Here is a 21,272-nt window from a genome sequence, read left to right on the forward strand (position 1 = left end):
CTCACTATACCTGCGGCAAGGCCACTGGCTTTAGACACATCAGTTTGCGGAGACCGTGCATATGGCTGACGACAGCAGTATTTTCATCGGCGCCAGCCGCAAGCCCGACGACAGCTATCAGCGTGCCGAGCAGCTGTTGCTGCAATATGGGAATCGTCATGGCCTGGTGACGGGCGCCACCGGTACCGGCAAGACAGTCACCTTGCAGATCCTGGCCGAAGGATTTTCCAACGCCGGCGTGCCTGTGTTCTGCGCCGACATCAAGGGGGATCTGTCGGGCATCGCGATGATGGGCACGGCACAGGATTTCCTCGTCAAGCGGGCCGAACAGGTCAAGCTCGATCCTTATGACTTCCAGGAATTCCCCGTCATCTTCTGGGACTTGTTCGGCGAACAGGGTCATCCGATCCGCGCCACGGTCTCGGAAATGGGGCCGTTGTTGCTATCGCGCCTGATGAACCTGACCGAGGCGCAGGAAGGCATCATGAACATCGCCTTCCGCCTGGCTGACGAGGAAGGCCTGCTGCTGCTCGACATGAAGGACCTGCAGGCGCTCTTGGCCAACATCGCCGAGCGTGCCGACGAGATCGGCTCACGCTACGGCAACGTGACGAAGCCATCGGTCGGGGCGATCCAGCGCACGCTGCTCGTCCTGGAGCAGCAGGGCGCGGCGAACTTCTTCGGCGAACCGGCACTGCGTATCGCCGATATCATGCGCACCACCCGCGACGGACGCGGGGCCATCAGCGTGCTTGCCGCCGACAAGCTGATGATGAATCCGCGGCTCTACGCGACCTTCCTGCTATGGCTGATGTCGGAACTGTTCGAGGTGCTGCCGGAAGTCGGCGACCCCGACAAGCCGAAGCTGGTGTTCTTTTTCGACGAGGCGCATCTTCTGTTCGACGAAGCACCCAAGGTGCTGATCGATCGCGTCGAACAAGTGGTCCGACTGATCCGCTCGAAAGGCGTCGGCGTCTATTTCGTCACGCAGAACCCTTTGGATATCCCTGAAAAGGTTCTGGCCCAGCTCGGCAATCGCGTCCAGCACGCGCTGCGCGCCTATACGCCGCGTGAGCAGCAGGCAGTCCGGACGGCAGCCGAGACGTTCCGGCCAAATCCCGATTTTGACTGCATGACCGCCATTACTCAGCTTGCCACAGGCGAAGCGCTGGTCTCGACGCTTGAGGCCAAGGGTGTTCCGTCCATGGTGCAGCGGACGCTTATCCGCCCGCCATCCTCGCGGCTTGGACCCATAACTGCCGCTGAGCGGCAAAAGCTGATCCAGGAAAGCCCGGTCGCCGGCCAGTACGATCAGGCCGTTAATCGCGAGTCGGCTTTCGAAATGCTGCAAAAAAAGGCCAAGGACGCGCAGGATGCCGAAGAGCAGGCCCAGCAGGCCGGCAGCGGCGGCTCGCGCTGGACCATTCCGGGCTTCGGCAATGACGATCCCGCGCCGCGATCCGGTGGCAGGCGCACATCTGCACCGCGCCCGTCCAGCCGCCAGACCGTGGCCGAGGCGGCGATCAAGTCCGTGGTGCGCTCCGTCGGCTCGTCGGTCGGCCGGGCAATCGTGCGCGGGATATTGGGCAGTCTTTCCAGAGGGCGGTGAGCTTCGGATCTGAGGCAGGGGCATCCGCTTTGGCGAAATGCCCGTGGCTTGGAGCCGCATCGGATAGGCGGCATTGGGACAGCCGGTTTTGGCGGAAAGACGTTGGCCGGTTCGAGGAGGGCCCGAACCGACCTTTTCTGCGTCAGGTCGCTTCGAGCACCATGTTGAGTGGGGTCTGGGCAGCCCGCCGGACACGAGAGAACCCACCTGACCGGATCACGTCCGTCAGCCGGTTCTCTCCTGCTTGAGCTCCGAGCGCGAGGCCCGTCTCCTGTGCCAGTGATGTGGGAACGCAGATCATCGTCGAGGCCGAGTAGTACAGCCGTCCGACCGGATTGATATTTTCCTCCAGAGTATCTCCCGCCATGGGTTCGACGATCATCCAGGTGCCGCCCTCTTTTAGCGATTTGCGAATATGCACCGCCGCGGCCTTTGGGTCGCCCATATCGTGCAGGCAGTCGAAGCAGGTGATCAGATCGAAGTCGCGCCCGCCAAAATCCTGGGCCCGGCCGACCTCGAAATTCAGGTTCGTCAGTCCATACGACCGGGCATGCGCGGTCGCGGCGGCAATCGAGGCCGGATGGAAGTCGTAACCTATGAAGCGGGAGGCGGGGAACGCCTGCGCCATCAGGATCGTCGACAGACCGTGCCCACATCCAACGTCGGCCACCGATGCCCCTGCCTTCAACGTGGCGACGACTCCGTCAAGCGCCGGTAGCCAGTCCTTCACCAGGGCATTGACATAACCCGGCCGAAACAGACGTGACACGGCGCAGAACAGACACCCTGCCTGATCGCCCCAGGCAACGCCTCGCCCGGTCTTGAAAGCCGATTCCACTTTTGGCTGGTTCTCGACCATAGCAGCCGCGGTATCGAACCCGCCAATCAGATGGACCGGGCTGTCGGGTTCGGCAAATACGAATGACTGCTCGGGCGTCAACGAAAACCGTCCATGTTCATAGTGCACGTAGCCGGACGCCGCCTGCGCCGACAGCCATTCGCGAACGTAGCGACGCGCGCATCCTGCAGCATCGGCAAGTTCGTCGGCCTTCGCAGGGCCGATTTCCTTGAGCGTTTTGTAAAGACCCAGCGCATCTCCGATCCGAACCAACGGCACGCTGACCGCACCACCAAGGTCGCCCAAAACGCGGCCTACCAATTCATTGAGCCTGGTTTCATTGAGTTGCGTCATGTCGGGTTCCTCCTGATCTTCGGACGACGGCTTGTCGCTCCGCCGATTCCGAGGATGAGACCCCCTCTGATGATGGGCATGATGCAGCAGTCCCGTGGGGGAAGTGAAAGCGAATGCAAATAGGGACAGAAGTCCCTTATTTGTGGTCTGCGAGGAACTCAATCGGGCTGGGGCGCTCGCTCTCTGTCGGACAGCGTCATCACGATTGCCTGCGATCGGCTGTGGACGCCGAGCTTGCTGAAAATCATCGACAGTTGATTGCGCACGGTCTTCACGCTCTTGCTCAAGCGCTGCGCGATCGCGCGGTTGTCCAGCCCCTGTTTGACCAGATCCAGAAGCGCCGCCTCGGCAGGTGTCAGGCCGGCCTCTCGGATTGCGCGCGGCTGCCTGGGCCGCTCATGTCCGAGGAAGGCATCGAGTTCATCCTGGAACACCTTCCAGGCTGGCTCGGTCGGCAGGAGAACATGATTCTTGCTTTCAAGCGGCAGGAAGCGCGCTCCAGGGATCGCTGCGGCAAGCTTGCAGCCTTCATCGAACGGCACGCGCATGTCCCCGCGGCTGTGCGCGATCAACGTCGGGACGCGGAGTTTCACCGCGAGGTCGAGGACGTCGATCCCCTGCATCTGCCAGAGCAGGCGGGCGGCTACGTCGGCGCTTGCCGTCACGCGCTCAAGATCGCCCCACCAGCGGTGCTGTTCTTGTGTCCCGTTGGGAATGAAAAGGTTGGTGAAGAACTGGCAGAACGCAGGATTTTCGCGTCCCCAGCCAATGCGCACGAAATTGACGAGTGTTTCGGCTTCCAACCGCTCGGCCTCGGTCTGCGCTCGAACTCTCGCACCCTGGCCGTAGGCATTCAGCAGCACCAGATGCGACACCCGCTCAGGATGCCGCAGCGCATAGGCGATGCTGAGAGCGCCGCCTTGCGAAAGACCGAGCAGAACGAAACTTGGCTGCTCGATGGTCGCCGTCACGGCGTCCAGGTCTGCGTGCCACGCTTCGATCGAGAGGTCGGCGACATGGCGATCCGACAGACCGCAACCGCGTGGATCGTAGCGCACAAACTGGTTGTGGGCCGAAAGGGCCTGGAGCCATGGCCGCCAAACCGGGCTTTCGAGATCATAATCGACATGGCTCAGCCAGTGCGCCGCCCGAACGATCACCTTGCCTTCCCCGCATGATGCGACAGCGATGCGGGTACCGTCCTCGGACGTGCAGAACCGTATGCTCTGGCTGAGTTTCATCACCACAGAATATCGCAGTGGGCCGCCACGCGACAGACCGGTCTCCGCCGATGCAGAATCGGTTCCGTTTCAGAGAGACAATCCGGTGAAGGAGCGTCGTAACCGCCGCCCCTTCGCCTGCTCAGAAGATCGAATTGGTAATCGCCTTGACCGGTCCAAGTAGCACCGAACCGTCCGGCACGCCGGCGTCGATCGGGATCGCCTGTCGGTTGGCCGTCGCAACCATGGGTTGGCTGGCGTCGCTGGTCACGACGACCGGCGTCTTCGAGGGCACGCGATCATAGAGGTCGATAATGTCCTGGTTCATCAGACGCACGCAGCCTGACGATACCGACTTGCCGATCGACCGCCATTCAGGCGAGCCGTGCAGACGATAGAGCGTGTCGACATTGCCCTGGAACAGATAGAGCGCGCGTGCGCCGAGCGGGTTCTTGAGGCCGCCGGGCATGCCGCCATTGTCGGCGCTGTAGGGCTTCAATTCCGGCTGGCGGGCTATCATTTCGTCCGGCGGCGTCCACTTTGGCCATTTCTGCTTCCACTGAACGACGGCGTCGCCGGACCATTCGAAGCCGGCGCGGCCAAGGCCGACGCCGTAGCGTATCGCCTGACCGCCTGGACGAACCAGATAAAGGAAGTGGCCGGTGGTATCGACGACTATTGTTCCCGGCTTCTGTCCCGTCGGGTCGGGAACGATCTGACGCAGGAACTGCGGATCGATCTTGTCGATGGGGATGGCCGGCAAATCGAAGCCGCCGTCGCTGACTGCCGCGTACATCGTCACATAATCGGTCAGGGTCGGTTCGACATAGGCTGGCGGCGGCGGCTCGACCGGGCCCGGCCCGGTAGTGGCGCATGCGGAAACCGCGATCGAAGCGGCGCCCAGGGCTGCGGCGTTGAGAAAGCCGCGACGGCTCAGGCGAAAAGATTCGATTTCGGTTATGGACATGGTTGCCTTCTTTAAGTCTCAAATCGCAACAAAGCGTGAATTCGCCGACAGTTCCGCAGGGTGCCTGACAACACCTGGGGCGATAGGCGGTTCCGATTCTGGCCCGAACGTGGGCAAACAAAGGCGAAGCTGTGACCGAGCCGCTACTGTGGCGCCAGAGACACAGGTCTCCTAGCTGCCGGGCACAAGGGCTTCGAGCGACGGCAGTATAAGGGCCGGTGGGAAATCCTGGTATTCTTCGGGCTGGTTGGAACGGTTGATCCACACCGTGCGAAAGCCGAATTTGGTGGCGCCTGCAATGTCCCAGCGGTTGGAGGACTGGAAGGAAACCGCGCCGGGGTAGAGGCGCCAGCCGGTGGCGACCATATCGTAGACAGCCGGATCGGTCTTGAAGCGCCGCACCCTGTCGACGGAATAGATGTCATCCAGAACCTGGTCGAGCGCGGCGGATTTGACCGCTGCCTGCAGCATTTCGGGCGAACCGTTTGACAGAATCGCCAGCCTCGCTCCCGAAGCCTTGAGCGCCTTGAGCACGGCCGGCACTTCCGGATAGCAATCCAGCCGCCAGTAGGCATCCAGCAATATCGCCTTGAGACCGGGGTCGGCCGAGGGAACCTTGCGCAAGGCGAAATCGAGCGCCTGTTCGGTCAGTTGCCAGAAATCGGCATAGGCGCCCATCAGCGTGCGCACCCAGGAATATTCGAGCTGCTTGGCGCGCCAGATCTCGGACAACAATTGGCCGTCCGGCCCGATCCGGTCTGCATGACGGCGCACGGCGGCATGCACGTCGAACAGCGTGCCATAGGCGTCGAAGACATAGGCGGCGTATTGCATGACAACAGTTTTGAGGGCAGGTGCGACAAGGTGCAAGCTTTGATTGCATTGCGCCCCGGCACTGGCCTCAACAAAACTCCATGATGCCGGTTGACGGCGCCCGCCAAAGCATCTTCCAATGGCCGTCACACGAGACCGATTGAGGCGGGACGACACGATGACACTGGCGGCTGCGGCGCAATCCGCGACATGGACTTTCGTCGATGGTGATTGGCACGAGGGCAACGTCGCCATTCTGGGGCCGCGCAGCCACGCCATGTGGCTCGGCACTAGCGTGTTCGACGGTGGCCGCTGGTTCGAAGGCGTGGCGCCGGATCTCGACCTCCATGCCGCCAGGGTGAATTCCTCGGCGATCGCGCTCGGCCTGAAGCCGAACATGAGCGCCGACAAGATCGTCGGGCTGACATGGGATGGGTTGAAGAAGTTCGACGGCAAGACGGCGGTCTATATCAGGCCGATGTACTGGGCCGAGCATGGCGGCTATATGGGCGTGCCGGCCGATCCCGCCTCGACCCGCTTCTGCCTTTGCCTCTATGAATCACCGATGATTCCGGCGACTGGCTTTTCGGTGACCGTGTCGCCGTTCCGGCGTCCGACCATCGAAACCATGCCGACCAACGCCAAGGCCGGCTGCCTTTACCCCAACAACGGTCGGGCCATTCTCGAAGCCAAGATGCGCGGCTTCGACAACGCAATGGTGCTCGACATGCTGGGCAACGTCGCCGAGACCGGAACCTCGAACATCTTCCTGGTCAAGGACGGTCACGTCTTTACGCCTGCGCCGAACGGCACCTTCCTGTCCGGCATCACCCGCTCGCGCACGATAACGCTGCTCGGCGAATATGGCTTCAGGACCACGGAAAAGACGCTGTCGGTGCGAGATTTCCTCGAAGCGGACGAAATTTTTTCGACCGGGAACCATTCCAAGGTGGTGCCGGTCACGCGTATCGAGGATCGCAATCTGCAACCCGGGCCGGTGGCCAAAAAGGCGCGCGAACTCTATTGGACTTGGGCGCATTCGACTTCCCCTGCTTGAGCGGATAAAAAGGCGACCGACGCTTCATCCGGAGTTGTCCCAATCCATTCCAGACCTATCTTACTCCGGTATCGACACCGGATTTTTCCACGAGGGAGTACTATCCATGGCCTTTGAATTGCCCGCTCTGCCTTACGACTATGAGGCCTTGCAGCCTTACATGTCGAAAGAGACGCTGGAATATCACCACGACAAGCACCACAAGGCGTATGTCGATAACGGAAACAAGCTCGCCGCCGAGGCCGGCTTGGGTGATCTGTCGGTCGAAGAGGTGGTCAAGCAGTCGTTCGGCAAGAATGCCGGCCTCTTCAACAATGCTGCCCAGCACTACAACCATATCCATTTCTGGAAGTGGATGAAGAAAGGCGGCGGCGGCAACAAGCTGCCGGGCGCCTTGCAGAAGGCAGTCGATAGCGATCTTGGTGGCTATGACAAGTTCAAGGCCGACTTCATTGCCGCCGGCACGACTCAGTTCGGTTCCGGCTGGGCCTGGGTCTCGGTCAAGGATGGCAAGCTGGCGATCTCGAAGACGCCGAACGGCGAGAACCCGCTCGTTCATGGCGCGTCGCCGATCCTTGGCGTCGATGTCTGGGAGCACTCCTATTACATCGACTATCGCAACGCCCGGCCGAAATATCTCGAGGCGTTCGTCGATAGCCTGATCAACTGGGACCATGTCCTCGAATTGTACGAAAAGGCCTGATGCATGTTGCCCAAAAGTGCGCAGCGGTTTTGGGATAACGACATGCACGAAAACAAAGACTCAAACCGCGTCGTTCGAGTCCGCTTGAACACAGCGCGTTTGATGTCCTGATCGATCGTAGAGAAGCCCCGCGCGATGAACTGCTCCCCCGAAGGTTGATGCCCAACTTTCGGGGGGCAGTTCATCGAGCGGGGCTTTTCTTTTTCTGCGTCGAGATTCCCGTAACAACAAAGGTCTGGCAAAAATCATCAGGGGGAAGGGAATTTTCCCCCTGATGCATCCGTTAACGTCCTGTCCCGAAATGCCTTCATCATGGAGCCAATTGAATGAGAAAGCTTGTTATCGCCATCTCTATGCTCGCACTCGCGGCCTCGGCGGCTTTTGCCGACCCGATCCTCGATCGGCAGGCACTGATGAAGGAACGCGGAAAGATCGTCGGCGGCCTGTCGAAAGTGGTCAAGGGCGAGGAACCCTTTGATGCGGCGGCTGTGTTGACGCAACTTCAGGCGCTGCAGGCGAATGCCGACAAATTCGATGCCGATGCGCTGTTCCCGGCCGGCAACGACACCGGCGACACCACGGCCTCGCCGAAGATCTGGGAAGACATGGCTGGCTTCAAGGCAGCGGAGGACAAATATCTCGCCGACGTCAAGGCTGCGGTCGCTGCGGCTCCCGCCGATGCCGACGCGCTGAAGGCGCAAGTCGGCGCTATCGGCTCCGATTGCGGCACCTGCCATCAAGGCTACAGAATCAAGAAGGGCTGATCACCAGCCATGGCGTGGCTGAAAAAACTTGTCGGCGCCGTCGTCATTCTGGGCGGCGTCGGCGCGGTTGCCGGGTGGGTCCTGTCGGCGCCGGTGAGGCTCGACAGGGAAACTCTGGCCAAGCTCGGTCCTGGCGACGCTGCCAAGGGCAAGCGCATCTTTTATGCCGGCGGTTGCACATCCTGCCATGCAAAGCCGGGCTCACAGGGCGACACGCGGCTTCAGCTCGTTGGGGGCCTCGAACTCAAGACGCCCTTCGGAACCTTCGTGCCGCCCAACATTTCGCAAGATCCCAAGGACGGTATCGGCGCATGGTCTGTCGAGGACCTCGCCAATGCCATGCTGAAGGGCGTGTCGCCTTCTGGTGAGCATTTTTATCCGGCGTTTCCCTATGCATCCTACGCGCGCATGAATCCGGCCGACATTGGCGATCTCTATGCCTTCTTGAAGACGTTGCCGGCCGTCGCCGGCAAGGCGCCGGGCAATTCGCTCGATTTCCCCTTCGATATCCGCCGCGGCATCGGCCTGTGGAAATTGCTCTACCTCAGCGACCAGCCGGTTGTTGCCTTCCCCGAAGGCACGCCTGATCCGGTGATATCAGGCCGCTACCTGGTCGAAGGGCCAGGCCATTGCGGCGAATGCCACACGCCGCGCGATCTTGCGGGCGGCACGAAGAAGAACGAATGGCTGGCGGGCGCCGTGGCCGCGGAAGGCAGTGGCGTCGTGCCGAACATCACATCAGGCGAGGGCGGTCTCGCCGAATGGTCGGAGGCAGATATCGCCAACTATCTCGAAACCGGCTTCACGCCCGATTTCGATTCGGTCGGCGGCGCCATGGTCGACGTCCAGCGGAACATGGCCGAACTGACGCCGCAGGACCGTGCGGCCATCGCCGCCTATCTGAAGGCGATCCCGGCGCATCCAAACGGCTATCCGGCCCGCAAGAAGACGGCGAACTAGACCGGGTCTGCGGATAACAGGTGGCGGTCGCCGAGAAAATCGAAGCCCGTTTCGAAGAAATGGTTGTAGTTGCAGGTCAGCTCTTCGCCAGGCGCGATGTCGCGCAGCGCAAAGCTCTCCTCGGGTGAGGAGACGTCGCAGTTCGGCTCGTCGGCATGGTTCATATAGCGCGCGTCGTCGGCTTCGAAGACGATGTAGTTCGGATCGCGGCGGTCGGGATAGGAGTAGCGATCGAGATAGCTCTTCACCGGGCCGGCCACGCGCTCATAAGTCTCGACCTCGATGAGCCGATCGAACCTTGGGTCCAGCTTCCAGATCAGAGTGCCGCGAGGAATGTGGTTCTTGGCAAAGACGCCGATTCCCTGGATAGGCGATTTGTCGAGATAGACGTCGACGAGCAGCATAATGGACCTTTACGCGATTGGAGGCTGTCAGGCCGGGAAAAGCCGCGCACTGGGTAGCGCGCGGTCACCGCAATTGCGAGTGAAAATGAGCAACGGGAACTTCAAAAAGTCCTGATCAACCAGCCCTCCGGAAAGGGCGCGTCGATCATCGTCTGGAGTCAGCGTTGCTGCAGCGCCAGACGGACGCCCAAAGCGCAGTAGATGCCGCCGACAACTTTGCCCTGCCATCGTAACACTGACGGATTTCGGCGCAGGAGCGTGCCGAGCCGGCCAGCGCTCACGGCAAAGACGACCGTGCTGAAAAGGCCCAGTACGACGAAGATGACCCCCAACGCGGCCATCTGAAGCATCACCGTTCCGTTTTCAGGCCGCACGAACTGAGGCAGGAAGGCGAGGAAGAACAGAGCGGTTTTGGGGTTGAGCACTTCGGTCAGGACAGCCTGTCGAAACGCCTTGCCGGCAGAGATCGCAAGCGCGCCGGCAGCCGGATTGGCCGGTGTTTTCTCCATGATCGCGCGAATGCCGAGATAGATCAGGTAGGCCGCGCCGATGTACTTTATGACGATGAACAGCGTCGCCGACGCGGCGATGACCGCCGATATGCCGATCATCGCCATGACGGTGTGAAAGACATCGCCGGCAGCGATCCCGGCGCCCGTCGCGATGCCGACCTTGGTTCCGGAACTCGTTGCCCGGGCGATCGTCAGCAGGGTGGCGGGGCCTGGAATGAAGACGAAGCCGAAAACGACCGCGATGTAAGCGATCAGAGTGGTGAGGTCGATCATTTGTTGGTTGCTCCCGTAGGCTGCGCCTTGCCCATCACTTTCAGCGCGAAGGAATAGGTGTAGGCGATCTCTTCCAGCCGCGAAAACCGGCCGGAAGCGCCGGCATGGCCCGAATCCATGTTGATCTTGAACAGAACCGGATTGTCCCCGCTCTTGCGATCACGCAGGCGGGCCACCCATTTGGCCGGTTCCCAGTAGGTGACGCGCGGATCGGTGAGACCGGCCAGCGCCAGGATCGGCGGATAGTCGTGATCAGCGACATTGTCATAGGGCGAGTAGGCGGCAATGGTCCGGTAGTCGTCGGCGGACGCGATCGGATTGCCCCATTCGGGCCATTCCGGCGGCGTCAGCGGCAGGGTCGCATCGAGCATGGTGGTGAGCACATCGACGAAGGGAACCTCGGCGACAATGCCGCCAAAACAATCCGGCGCCATGTTGGCGACGGCACCCATCAGCATGCCGCCGGCCGAACCGCCCTGCGCGACGATACGGTCATGCGCCGTGTAACGCTCCGTGACCAGATGGCGCGCGACGGCGATGAAATCGGTGAACGTGTTCATCTTGTTCTCCCGCTTGCCCTCATCGTACCAGCCATAGCCCTTGTCCTTGCCGCCGCGAACGTGAGCGATGGCGAAGACGAAGCCACGGTCGACCAGCGAGAACCAGTTGGTGTTGAAGGCGGCCGGCACGGTGATGCCATAGGAGCCGTAGCCATAAAGCAGGCAAGGTGCGGATCCATCCAGCGGCGTGTCGCGATGATGCAAAAGCGAGATCGGCACCAGTTCGCCGTCGCTGGCCGGCGCCATCAGGCGCCGCGTGACATAGTGGTCCGCATCATGGCCGGACGGCACTTCCTGGGTCTTCAGCAGCACCCGCTCGCGGGTGCGCATATTGTAGTCGAACACCTGCGCCGGCGTCGTCATCGACGAGTAGGAAAAGCGCATGATCTCGGTGTCGTACTCATAAGAACCCGACAGTCCGAGCGAGAAGGCCTCCTCGTCGAGGGACAGAAGATGCTCCTCGCCGCTGATCCGGTCGCGCACGACGATGCGCGGCAGGCCTTCCTTGCGTTCGAGCCGGACCATGTGGTCCCTGAAGCCGATCACCGACAGGATCAGCCGACCGGGCTCATGCGGCACCAGTTCCTGCCAGTTGGCGCGCACGGGATCGCCCGCCGGTGCCGTCATGATCTTGAAGTCCTTGGCGCCGTCGGCATTGGTCAGGATGAAGAAGATATCGCCGCCTTCTTCCAACTCGTACTGAAGGCCAATCTCGCGCGGCGACACCAGTTTCGGCTCGGCAAACGGATCGTCGGCGCGCATCAGGCGGTATTCCGAGGTCTCGTGATCGTTGATGCCGATCATGATCCACTCGTTGTTGCGGGTGCCGTCGACATTCATGAAGAAGCCGGGATCGGTTTCCTCATAGATCAGCCGGTCGCTTTGCGGGCTGTCGCCAAGCGCATGGAACAGCACCTTCGACGGGCGGTGGTTGGGATCGAGACGTGTATAGAAGAAGCCGTCATTGCCAGCGTTCCAGACACCTGAACCGCCGGTGTCGGGGATCTGGTCCGCAAGCTCCCTGCCGTCGGCAAGGTCACGCACGCGAAGCGTGTAGAATTCGGAGCCCTTGTCGTCGAATGCCCAAAGCAGCCTTGCGTGGTCGGCCGAATGGTCGACGCCGCCAAGACGGAAATAGGCCTTGCCCGCGGCCTCCGCGTCGCCATCGAGCAGGATATGCTCGGCGCCGCCGTCGCGTGGCATGCGGAAATAGCGCGGCTGCTCGCCACCAAGCTTGAAGGACGAGCCATAGGCATAGGGTCCGTCCTTCATCGGCACGGAAGAATCGTCTTCCTTGATACGGCCCTTCATCTCCTTGAAAAGCTGCTTCTGCAGTTCGACCGTGTCGGCCATCAGCTTCGACTGGTACGCGTTCTCCGCCTCGAGTTCTACGCGGATTCCCGCATCGAGCAATGACGGGTCGCGGAACATCTCCTGCCAGTTGCCGGCCCGCAGCCAGGCATAGTCGTCGGTTCGCGTGATGCCGTGATGCGTGTCGGAAACCGGCCGCTTCTCGGGCGTAGGCGGGCTGACGATCGGAAATATGGATGTCTTGGTCATTGCGTCTCGCTTTGCCAGTATCTTGAATGGGCCAGTATCTTGAATGGACCATCTCAAATGGAGAAATATCTTGAACGGCGAATGAACACGCCGCTCAGGGCAGGTTCAAGAGCCACAGCGTATGGGTTGTGTCGGCTCCAGGAGATGAGCCGGGAGGAGAGATGATGACTATTTGGTCTCGGACTGCTGCGGCTTTCGCCGTTGCTTCACTAACTCTGGCCTTTGCCGGCCAGTCTCATGCGACCGTATTCGCGGCTTGGCAAGTGGCCAATGTGCCGTTCGGCGATACGCTCAATCTACGCAAATACCCTTCGGGCACATCCCAGAAGCAGGCGGGATATCCGAACGGGACCGTTCTGCAGATGACCGGGCGATGCACCGGCGGAATAAACCTGCTCGACATCGCCAACCAGCCGGCATGGAAGCAGGAACAGAAGATTCGCTATCGCTGGTGCGAAGTCTGGCATGATCCGGCCCAGAACGGCAATTTCATCACCGGCTGGGCCTATGGCAAATACATCACCCCGCAATGATTGACGCGGCAGCAATCAGCCGATCGGTTGGATGACAGGCATGCATGATTGCTTACGTATGACCACGGCAACCTATGGTTTTGTGGATAAATGTGAACAACCAATATTGCTCGGGCGATAGCCAAGCAAGATCAAACATTAAAACCCGTTTCGTGAGTTGCCACGAATGTAACGGCGATCTGACGTTACGTCAGCCGCCGCCGGCGGGAGCGCGAAATATCGATAAATTACACAATGCACGAAAGATTGAAGCTGATCGTGGAATAATTGATCAATATCGTTCAATATAGCGTAAGGGCCGAATTGACTTACTTGGTCTCCGCGCTCATTGATGTGCCCGCGACACGAATCGTAGAAACTCTACCTGCACAAAATTCGTGCGATGCCCTGCTTGTAAAAAAGGGCGCAGATCGATGTAACTCTTGTTGGGGCCCGAAGACCATGGATATTGTCGAAACACCTTCCAGAAACAGCGATGCGCTGATCGAATTGACCGCCGATGTGGTGGCCGCCTATGTCAGCAACAATCCCGTGCCGGTCGGCGAATTGCCGAACCTGATATCCGATGTCCATGCTGCGCTCGGGCGTGTGGGCGGAACCGCCGAACAGCCGCCTGCCGACAAGCAGAAGCCGGCGGTCAACCCGAAGCGGTCGGTTCATGACGACTACATCGTCTGCCTTGAAGACGGCAAGAAGTTCAAGTCGCTGAAGCGTCATTTGATGACCCACTATGACCTGACACCGGATCAGTATCGCGAAAAGTGGAACCTTGACCCGACCTATCCGATGGTTGCACCCAACTATGCGGCTGCCCGGTCACAGCTTGCCAAGAAGATGGGCCTCGGCCGCAAGCGCAAAGCGCGGTAATCGCTGCCAGAGCAATTCCAGCGCATAGAGCTTTCCCTTGGGAATTGCGTTAAAATAAGCCAGATCGGATCGACATCAACGGCGCCTTCGGGCGCCGTTTGATTTTTGCGCGCCGCGACGCGCGGATCGGGTGTGGAGGTGTCAGGCGGTCTGCTTGAGCGCTGCCTCGGCGTCGCGCTTGATGCGCTTGACCATCGAGCGAAGGCCGTTGGCGCGCTGCGGCGACAGATGTTCGTCGAGGCCGAGTTCTTTCAATGTCGCTTCCGCATCGGTCTGCTGGATTTCGCTGGCGGTCCTGCCGGAAAACAGCGCCAGCATGATCGCAACCAGCCCACGCACGATATGAGCGTCCGAATCGCCGGTGAAGGTGATGACTGGGTCGGCTCCAGCTCCGCGTTCGGTGGTCAGCCAGACCTGGCTCACGCATCCCGGCACCTTGTTGGCGGCGCTGCGCTGCTCGTCGGGAAATGGCGGCAGCGCCTCGCCGAGTTCGATGACATAGCGATAGCGGTCTTCCCATTCCTCGAGGAACGAAAAATCGTCGCGGATCGTCTGGATCGTGGTGGTCATGGCCCGGATATAGTCACGCGGCGGCGCCGCGTCACGGAAAAAACAAGGACACCGCGGGCGTCGAGAGGGCAGACAGCCCGCGGTGCGCCGTCGAAACGGCTTAATTCTGAGGCGGCAGGTTGACGGTCTCGGGCAAGACGATTTCTTCGGGCAGGCTGCCGGTCATCGTGGATGTGTCGGGGCTGGCGGCGGACTTGTCGTCCATTATCGCTGCCGCGATCTTGGCGGTCTCCTTGGCGCGGGCGGTGATGGTGTGCATTGCCGACTTGCCGGTCTCGCAGACATCGGGCTTGCGTTCGCAAATGCCGGCGATATCGCCAACCGCTTCGCGTGCCGCAAACAAGGCCTGGATCGGCCCGACGCTTTCGCGGCCCGATTCATCGGGGCCGACAGTCAGCGGCAGCGCCAGCAGCACCAGCGAAAACCAGAAAGCCATTCTTATGAGGAAGACCATGCCCTTGCCCTCTCGTCGTGACCGGATCATGCATCCATATGGCATGACCTCTTTTGTAGGCAGGATCTTGGCACACAGGCGCAAAGGACGGCTTGCAGGCAAAGAGAGAATTTTCCTCAAATTTTAGGCAAATTCGAGACGAAGCGTTCTGCAATCGTTTTGTCTCAATTGCCAGTGATTTTCCTTAACAACAAATAACCATATATCCCCATGATTTTCCTGTATTTTTCTTGGAATGTGGAAGTCCGAGTGCCGTGTGCGCTCTGTCCGATAGGTGCCGTCGCCGGATAACTCTCCGTTTACTATGGCTGCATTTGCCCGTGCTTTCGGCGGCCGGCATCCCGATATTTGCCGCAGGCCAGGGCCTTGGTCGGCCCTGCCTTATCCATTCCTTAAACGCTGGATGCGAGTTTCAAAGCCAACCAGAACCATCTGCAAAGCAGAGCTGTCCACGACAAGTGCGAGTGCGTTGAGTTGAGTTCAATCAAGGCCAGATACGTTGAATTGCCTGGCGCGATTTCTGCCGGTTGCGAACGTATGGTCCATCCGTCCATCCTTGGGCGGAGCGACCGCGAGCGCCAGCGCCGTTTCATCGGCGTCATGCTCGCCGCTCCTTTCTTTGCCGCCGGCGCCGCGGTCACGCTGGTCACTTCAGGCATGGGCGTTGCCGTCACCATGGCCGCCATCTTCGCCGCCTTTGGCCTGTGCTGGTTCGTCGCCTTGCTGGTGGCAGCGACCGGCAAGATGGCGATGGCGAGTCGGGTCGCCCTGGTGCTGGCCGGCATTTCGCTCGGCAGTCTCATTGCCGCCGCGGGCGGGTTGGGTTCGCCTGTCGCCATGCTTGTCTTGGCGCTGCCTTTCGAAGCCTGGTGGATCGGCGGCTCGCGACGTGCAGCACTGTGGGGAGCCGTGTCGGCCGCTGTCGCCATCCTGGCTCAGCCTTTGGCTGGAACCGTATTTCCTTTCGCAGGAGCGCAGATCGCGGCGTGGCACTGGCTGGTGCCGTTGGTGTGGGCGCTGACACTGATGCCGCGTGCATCGGCGTTTCAAAACACCGCCGACGCGGCTGTGGTCGACACTGCCGACCGGCTCGAAGACATCATCGATGCGGTGGTCTTGCGCGTTGCCCGTCATGGCGAGGTACTGGACGCGTCGCCAAAGGCCCGCACGCTTTTGAAACTGCCGCCCGAACTGCTGTCCGGAAACGGCCTCTTCGATCGCGTCCATCTGTCGGATCGCGTTTCCTATCTCAGCGCGATGGCCGACATGCGCGACGGTGCGCTGTCGCGCCGGCTCGAATTGCGCATCCGGCTGCCTCAGAACGGCAATAGCCTGACGGCCGACAATTACCGGCCGTTCTCGCTTGATCTGGTGCGTGGTGAGGAACAGGGTGGCGTCTTTACGCTCGTCCTGCGCGAGAATGACGAGATCAGCCGGTTGCGCGAGGATCTCGCGGCGGCCAATGAGGCGGCCGCATCCGCCGAGGTGGCGAAGGGGCGCTTCCTGGCGGTGGTCAGCCACGAACTGCGCACGCCGTTGAATGCCATCATCGGCTTCTCGGATATGCTGCTGCACGAGATGTTCGGCGCCTTCAAGGATCCGCGCCAGAAGGAATATGTCGGCTTGGTACGGGATTCGGGCCAGCATCTGCTCGCCGTCGTAACCTCGATACTCGACGTGTCCAGGATTGAATCGGGCGTTTACGCGACCGAACCCGAGCCGTTCCGGTTCGCGGAAGCGGTCGACATGTGCCAGTCGATGATGCAACTGCAGGCGCAGGCCAAGAACATCGATCTGCGGGCGCAGATCGCGCCGGACGCCGGCGACATCAATGCCGATCAGCGCGCCGTGCAGCAGATGCTCATCAACCTGGTCTCCAACGCGATCAAGTTCACCCCCGACGGCGGCGACGTCGTCGTCGGTGCCAAGCGGATCGGTTCGCGCCTGCATTTCTGGGTCAGGGACACCGGCATCGGCATCGCCGAGGAGGATTTCGCCAATCTCGGCAAGCCCTTCATGCAGATCCAGAACGACTATACCCGCCGTTTCGAGGGGACTGGTCTTGGCCTTTCACTTGTCAAGGGTCTGGTGGCGCTCCACGAAGGCACGATGTCCATCGAAAGCATGCCGGGCGAGGGCACCACGGTGACCATCAGCCTGCCGGTGAACGGACCGAAGGGACATCAGGCGGAGAAGGCCGGCGTGCTGACCATGCCTGTAGCGATGGCGAAAGGGGACAGAAATGGCTCGCTCCGCAAAACAGGCTAAGGCGGTCAAGCGCCGCAGCAACGCCTTTCAGGACGGCGCTGTCGCCGTCGGCGGCATGATCTCGCGCAACCCTGTCCTGGTGGGCGGCTCGACGGCATTCCTGGTGACGCTGTTCTACGTCTCCGCAAATGCCTTGTGGTACCAGCCTTTCCCGCATGCCGGCGCATTCTTCGCGACCCGCAGCATTGCGGGTTTTCCGCACGCGGCGCCCGACGAGCCGGAAACGACGTTCAACATCGTGCGGCCATCCGGCGCGCCGGCACCGATCAAGGGCGATCCGGTTGTCGAGCAGGTGCAAGGCATATTGAAGGATCTCGATTTCTATTCGGGAACGGTCGACGGCATTTCCGGACCCAACACCCGCAAGGCTATCCAGGACTATCAGCAGAAGGTTGGGCTCAACACGTCCGGCGAGATCGACGCGCTTCTGCTCGATCAACTGGGCGCGACGCCGAAAACCGCTTCCGTGGTACCCAGGCCGCAGCCGCGTCCGGATACGTCGGCCGCCGTTCCGGTGTCTTTGCAGACAGGTTCGGGACAGACAAATTCCGGACAGGCGAATGCCGCGACGCAAGCGCCCGATGCCCGCATCGTCAAGATCCAGGCCGGGCTCAAGGCGTTCGGCAATGACGACATGCAGCTGGATGGTGTCGTCGGCGCGCGCACCAAGGCAGCGATCAAGGAATTCCAGTCGCTGTTCGGGCTGCCGCAGACCGGCGAGCCCGATGAGATCGTCTACGTCAAGATGCGCGAGATCGGCCTGACCAACTGACGGCTGAAACGACGGCTCGCCCAGCGGGGGAAATATCGACAAAGCAATTCCAGGAAAAGTGTGAAACGGTTTTCCGTCCGGAATCGCGTCAAACAAGGGCTAAAGTAGTTTGCCGTTTCCTTGAAACGGCAAACTACTTTAGAGAACCCGCCTGCCTTGTTCTCATGCATGCCGTTGTTCCAAAACCGGGACCCACCTTTTGGGCGACATGCATTCGCGGAGTTTTCTCATGCGTGTCACATCGGATCTGTGGGTCTCGGCCCTGTTGCGCCGGGTTTTCAGCGCCGGTGGATTTGCCGCCGTGGTCAAGCGCGGCGCGACCGAGGCCGGCGCTGTGTTCGTGCTGGCGCGGGGCAGGCTGGGTGAGGTTGCCCTGTTCGGGCCGGCGCCGCAGACAAGCTATGATTCGGCCAAGCCCGACGACCGGTTTTTCACTCTGCTCGGAGCCGGCGAGGATGCCGCGGTGCTCGACGCTAGGCTGGAAAGGGAGAAAAAGTTCGATCCCGATATCTGGGTGGTCGAGATCGAGGCCGGCACCGTGCCCGTCGAGGAGCTTATTTCCGTGAAGACGCCCTGAGGCCGGAGGTATCAGCCGCATCGTCGCTGTTCGAAGCGGTGCCTGTATCGCTGTTGGCAGGTGCTGCGCCGCGAACCGCCCTTGAAAGGGTTTCCGCCCGCCACGACCGCATCTTGTCCTGGGCCGCTTCGCGATGCAGCAGCCGGTAACGGTCGAGGAAAGTCCGGATAGCCTGCGGATGCGGGAACTGGCTGGGATAGACGGCAACCGTGATCAGGAAGGCCCTGTCTTCGCTGAGGTCGAGCGAGCGTAAGGCGGCAAGCAGCGAGGCGTAATTCTGGTTGGCGGTGAGCGATCGCGCGATCTCGAAATCGATATCGAGTGCATCGGCGAGCGCGGTTTGGAAGAACGCGGCGTTTCCCGTCAGAGCTGTCTCGCGCAATTTCACATAGGTGTCGGCGCCCTTGAAAGGATCGGCGCCCGTCGCTGCCGCCTCGTCGCCGGTGCGCATCATCGAGCGCAGCCTGCGCCGTGCATTCTCAGCCGCGATGCCGAGTGCCTGTTCCCGGGCCAGCTCGCCGGAGGCGCTTTCCGCGCTCGCTGGCGCGATCTTGTCTGCTGCAGCGGCGTTCGCATCCGGGTCCGGCGCACGCACCAGGGTTGGCCTCTCGAGGGCCCTGATCAGATCAGCAATGGTCGGGTTCAAGCTCTTGCGGCGCGCGATGGCACGCGCATGCGGCAGGCCATGTCGCCCGATCAGGGCGATGAGATCGATGTCGCTGACGGCGCGTGAGCGGATGAGCAGCGGCGCGGCAATGTCGACCGGTTCCTCGCAAAGGCGGCGCACCAGGGCGGCGGGGGCGTATTCGCATTCGGAAAGGGCGGCCGCCACGTAACGGCGAGATTCGACGGACACATTGTCGAACAGCGGCAGCGTCAGGTCTTCGAGTTGGCCAATCTCACGGCGTGAAGGGCGGGTGAGCGAGCAAAACGCCGACACTGCGGCGCGGAACAGCCTTTCGGCCTTTCCCGAGTCTTTTCGCACCGCGATTTGCCTGAAGTCCGAAGATGACACGAAGGATACGCCCGTACTCGACACAAGCTTGGCCGCGCTCGACCGGGACTGTGCCGGTTTCGCGAGCGCCAAGAACAAAGATCAAGTTAGCGGCGATCCGTTAGCGTTCCGTTAACCCTCTGCCGGCCTTAATGACATTTGGAGGCGTTGCGTTGTGCTCCGGGGAAACCGAGAGGAATGCGCGAACCATGGGCATGGTACTGTCTTTCGTGCCGCGTACGGCACCAAACACCAGAGTAAAGCAAACCGTCGAAATGCCGGCGGCGGTGATCATCTTTCCCGGCATCCGCTACGAGCGGCCGTGTGCCGGCGAAGTGCGGCCGGTCGATCCCGACAAGCCGGGCTCGCCAGGGACGAAGCCGGTCCCGCATCACTAGAAGTCCTGCAACTCGCAGGAACTCTGTTCGAAGAAGTGCGACACGATTGGCTTCCAGCTGCTGTCGGGCACGAAGGCGCGGATGACGAAGATGCCTTCCTCGATCGGCGCTTCGACGAAGATCGCCCCCTGAAGATCCTCGGGAAGGTCCTTGCGCACGTCGATCATTTGCGCCGGCGTCAGCACGACGGCATCCAGAACGCCGCCGGTCGCTGTGTGGTCGTTGAAGGAATAGATGTTGTGGCCGCTGCGGTCATAGACCGAGACCGACCAGAACGGGACATGTCCAGGTGCCTTGACGCGGACCATGCCTTCGCCCAGATCGAACCGGCAGGCCGTCGCGTAAAACAGCGGGTCGACGGATTTCACCACGGGCGCGCCACCGGCCTCGGCATCGAGCCGCGTCATCTTGTATAGGTCCGACGCCATGGACAGCCGCGACCAGGCATCGCGTTCGGAAAACTCGGGCACCAGCAGCAGCACGGCGATGTGCACGATGCCGGCGCCGAGCAGGCCGAGCAGGACGGCATGCAGAAGTCCGCGCATCGCAGCGTAAAAACTACGCATTGCAGCCGACCTTGACGATTTGCGGCAGCGAGACGTCCGACAGGCCGGTGCTGCTGGCGATCGGCGTGTCGTAGAAGGTCAGCACGAAATACATCCTGCCGGAGCCGTCTGTCAGCAGCCAGTTGCCCGGCATCGGGTGATGGCCGGCGGAAATGATCACCGAATTGTCGGGCTGGCGCACCACCCCATAGGATTGCAGCGCCGCCAGCCGGGGTTTGCCGGTTTCGACCACGCCGAGCGACTGGTCGGCGGCATAAAGCGTCCAGAACCGTGCCGTCGGAAAACCACCCTCGATTGTGTAGGTGCATTCGCGCTTGAGCTCGGCGCCGCCCGTGTCGCGCTCGGCGACGAAGGACAGCCCTTCGGCGCGGCCGAGCGCAAGTACGCCCTCGCGCGCCACACGGGCCTTGGAATAGGGATCGGCGGCCGGCGTGCCGATATCGGGAAAGGCCGTCCATTGGCCGATCCGGATGGCGCCGACACCATCCTGGACTTTCAGCGCATACCAGACGCTGCTGCCACCGCCGACGATGGCTATGGCAAGCGAAAGCAGCGTCAGGAAGGCATTCTTGAGCATGAGGGGCCGGGAACACGAAGAGTTGCCGCTCGGGGATATCGCGGCGCGGGGCCTCGTGGCAAGCGGGCCGATGGATTTGCCGCCCCGGACCAGTTGAAAGAC

The 21,272-nt window shown here is 61.3% G+C and carries 23 protein-coding genes; 11 read left to right on the plus strand and 12 right to left on the minus strand.

Annotated elements, in window-relative coordinates:
- Positions 1-61: 61 nt before the first annotated feature.
- Entirely contained in the window at positions 62-1,609 is a 1,548-nt protein-coding gene (locus tag NKJ37_RS18900) for a helicase HerA-like C-terminal domain-containing protein (RefSeq protein WP_352774660.1), read from the plus strand.
- Between the two features lie 142 nt (positions 1,610-1,751).
- Here NKJ37_RS18900 and NKJ37_RS18905 read toward each other — a convergent pair whose 3' ends face one another.
- The 4 genes from NKJ37_RS18905 to NKJ37_RS18920 form a co-directional block, all read right to left on the minus strand.
- A complete protein-coding gene (locus tag NKJ37_RS18905) occupies positions 1,752-2,801 on the minus strand; it encodes a class I SAM-dependent methyltransferase (protein WP_352609876.1) in 1,050 nt (349 codons plus the stop codon).
- Positions 2,802-2,959: 158 nt separating this feature from the next.
- A complete protein-coding gene (locus NKJ37_RS18910; RefSeq protein ID WP_352441365.1) occupies positions 2,960-4,042 on the minus strand; it encodes an alpha/beta fold hydrolase in 1,083 nt (360 codons plus the stop codon).
- Positions 4,043-4,163: 121 nt separating this feature from the next.
- Entirely contained in the window at positions 4,164-4,988 is an 825-nt protein-coding gene (locus NKJ37_RS18915) for a L,D-transpeptidase (protein WP_352609874.1), read from the minus strand.
- Positions 4,989-5,159: 171 nt separating this feature from the next.
- The gene (locus tag NKJ37_RS18920; protein ID WP_023812779.1) at positions 5,160-5,822 is read right to left on the minus strand and encodes a haloacid dehalogenase type II; all 663 of its coding nucleotides are present in this window, start codon (positions 5,820-5,822) and stop codon (positions 5,160-5,162) included.
- 157 nt (positions 5,823-5,979) lie between these two features.
- Here NKJ37_RS18920 and NKJ37_RS18925 point away from each other — a divergent pair, with 157 nt between their 5' ends.
- The 4 genes from NKJ37_RS18925 (at position 5,980) to NKJ37_RS18940 (ending at position 9,285) form a co-directional block, all read left to right on the plus strand.
- Positions 5,980-6,858: a branched-chain amino acid aminotransferase gene (locus tag NKJ37_RS18925; protein WP_352609872.1), complete on the plus strand. Its 879-nt coding sequence runs from the start codon at positions 5,980-5,982 to the stop codon at positions 6,856-6,858.
- A gap of 106 nt (positions 6,859-6,964) precedes the next feature.
- The gene (locus NKJ37_RS18930) at positions 6,965-7,561 is read left to right on the plus strand and encodes a superoxide dismutase (RefSeq protein ID WP_023812781.1); all 597 of its coding nucleotides are present in this window, start codon (positions 6,965-6,967) and stop codon (positions 7,559-7,561) included.
- Positions 7,562-7,887: 326 nt separating this feature from the next.
- Positions 7,888-8,325 carry a c-type cytochrome gene (locus NKJ37_RS18935; protein ID WP_352609870.1) on the plus strand — a complete coding sequence of 146 codons (438 nt, stop codon included), beginning with the start codon at positions 7,888-7,890 and terminating at the stop codon, positions 8,323-8,325.
- Positions 8,326-8,334: 9 nt separating this feature from the next.
- Positions 8,335-9,285 (plus strand): cytochrome c, encoded by a 951-nt coding sequence (locus NKJ37_RS18940; RefSeq protein ID WP_023812783.1) that lies wholly within the window; start codon positions 8,335-8,337, stop codon positions 9,283-9,285.
- On the opposite strand, the gene NKJ37_RS18945 is transcribed toward NKJ37_RS18940, so the two are convergent.
- From NKJ37_RS18945 to NKJ37_RS18955, 3 genes are all read right to left on the minus strand, one after another.
- Positions 9,282-9,689, minus strand: a complete 408-nt coding sequence (locus tag NKJ37_RS18945; protein ID WP_023812784.1) for an SET domain-containing protein — start codon at positions 9,687-9,689, stop codon at positions 9,282-9,284. The genes NKJ37_RS18940 and NKJ37_RS18945 overlap by 4 nt on opposite strands.
- Before the next feature lie 158 nt (positions 9,690-9,847).
- On the minus strand, positions 9,848-10,474 hold the full coding sequence (locus tag NKJ37_RS18950; RefSeq protein ID WP_023812785.1) for a LysE family translocator: 627 nt from the start codon (positions 10,472-10,474) through the stop codon (positions 9,848-9,850).
- A complete protein-coding gene (locus NKJ37_RS18955; RefSeq protein WP_352774662.1) occupies positions 10,471-12,594 on the minus strand; it encodes a S9 family peptidase in 2,124 nt (707 codons plus the stop codon). Before NKJ37_RS18955 ends, NKJ37_RS18950 begins: the two co-directional genes overlap by 4 nt.
- 164 nt (positions 12,595-12,758) lie before the next feature.
- Between NKJ37_RS18955 and NKJ37_RS18960 the strand changes: the two genes are divergently transcribed.
- Complete coding sequence (locus NKJ37_RS18960; RefSeq protein ID WP_352441307.1) at positions 12,759-13,127, plus strand: SH3 domain-containing protein; 369 nt, start codon at positions 12,759-12,761, stop codon at positions 13,125-13,127.
- 441 nt (positions 13,128-13,568) lie between these two features.
- Positions 13,569-13,994: a Ros/MucR family transcriptional regulator gene (locus NKJ37_RS18965; protein ID WP_013532660.1), complete on the plus strand. Its 426-nt coding sequence runs from the start codon at positions 13,569-13,571 to the stop codon at positions 13,992-13,994.
- A 141-nt stretch (positions 13,995-14,135) separates the two neighbouring features.
- Here NKJ37_RS18965 and NKJ37_RS18970 read toward each other — a convergent pair whose 3' ends face one another.
- Both NKJ37_RS18970 and NKJ37_RS18975 read right to left on the minus strand, forming a co-directional pair.
- Positions 14,136-14,564, minus strand: coding sequence for a SufE family protein (locus NKJ37_RS18970; protein WP_127292519.1), 429 nt, complete (start codon positions 14,562-14,564; stop codon positions 14,136-14,138).
- A gap of 100 nt (positions 14,565-14,664) precedes the next feature.
- Positions 14,665-15,018, minus strand: coding sequence for a DUF5330 domain-containing protein (locus NKJ37_RS18975; RefSeq protein ID WP_023812789.1), 354 nt, complete (start codon positions 15,016-15,018; stop codon positions 14,665-14,667).
- A gap of 537 nt (positions 15,019-15,555) precedes the next feature.
- Between NKJ37_RS18975 and NKJ37_RS18980 the strand changes: the two genes are divergently transcribed.
- From NKJ37_RS18980 to NKJ37_RS18990, 3 genes are all read left to right on the plus strand, one after another.
- A complete protein-coding gene (locus tag NKJ37_RS18980) occupies positions 15,556-17,286 on the plus strand; it encodes an ATP-binding protein (protein WP_352774664.1) in 1,731 nt (576 codons plus the stop codon).
- Positions 17,261-18,058 (plus strand): peptidoglycan-binding domain-containing protein, encoded by a 798-nt coding sequence (locus NKJ37_RS18985; RefSeq protein WP_352441305.1) that lies wholly within the window; start codon positions 17,261-17,263, stop codon positions 18,056-18,058. The genes NKJ37_RS18980 and NKJ37_RS18985 overlap by 26 nt, the downstream gene beginning before the upstream one ends.
- A gap of 229 nt (positions 18,059-18,287) precedes the next feature.
- Positions 18,288-18,635 carry a DUF1491 family protein gene (locus NKJ37_RS18990; protein WP_128302985.1) on the plus strand — a complete coding sequence of 116 codons (348 nt, stop codon included), beginning with the start codon at positions 18,288-18,290 and terminating at the stop codon, positions 18,633-18,635.
- Here NKJ37_RS18990 and NKJ37_RS18995 read toward each other — a convergent pair.
- Entirely contained in the window at positions 18,613-19,650 is a 1,038-nt protein-coding gene (locus tag NKJ37_RS18995; protein WP_352441304.1) for a hypothetical protein, read from the minus strand. The genes NKJ37_RS18990 and NKJ37_RS18995 overlap by 23 nt on opposite strands.
- A 188-nt stretch (positions 19,651-19,838) precedes the next feature.
- Between NKJ37_RS18995 and NKJ37_RS19000 the strand changes: the two genes are divergently transcribed.
- Positions 19,839-20,027 carry a hypothetical protein gene (locus NKJ37_RS19000; RefSeq protein WP_128302987.1) on the plus strand — a complete coding sequence of 63 codons (189 nt, stop codon included), beginning with the start codon at positions 19,839-19,841 and terminating at the stop codon, positions 20,025-20,027.
- Here NKJ37_RS19000 and NKJ37_RS19005 read toward each other — a convergent pair.
- Together NKJ37_RS19005 and NKJ37_RS19010 are read right to left on the minus strand one after the other, a co-directional pair.
- The gene (locus NKJ37_RS19005; protein WP_128302988.1) at positions 20,024-20,593 is read right to left on the minus strand and encodes a DUF1254 domain-containing protein; all 570 of its coding nucleotides are present in this window, start codon (positions 20,591-20,593) and stop codon (positions 20,024-20,026) included. The genes NKJ37_RS19000 and NKJ37_RS19005 overlap by 4 nt on opposite strands.
- Positions 20,586-21,170, minus strand: a complete 585-nt coding sequence (locus NKJ37_RS19010) for a DUF1214 domain-containing protein (protein ID WP_128302989.1) — start codon at positions 21,168-21,170, stop codon at positions 20,586-20,588. The genes NKJ37_RS19005 and NKJ37_RS19010 overlap by 8 nt, the downstream gene beginning before the upstream one ends.
- Positions 21,171-21,272: the final 102 nt, after the last annotated feature.

Source organism: Mesorhizobium sp. M0140, assembly GCF_040322475.1.
GTDB lineage: Bacteria > Pseudomonadota > Alphaproteobacteria > Rhizobiales > Rhizobiaceae > Mesorhizobium.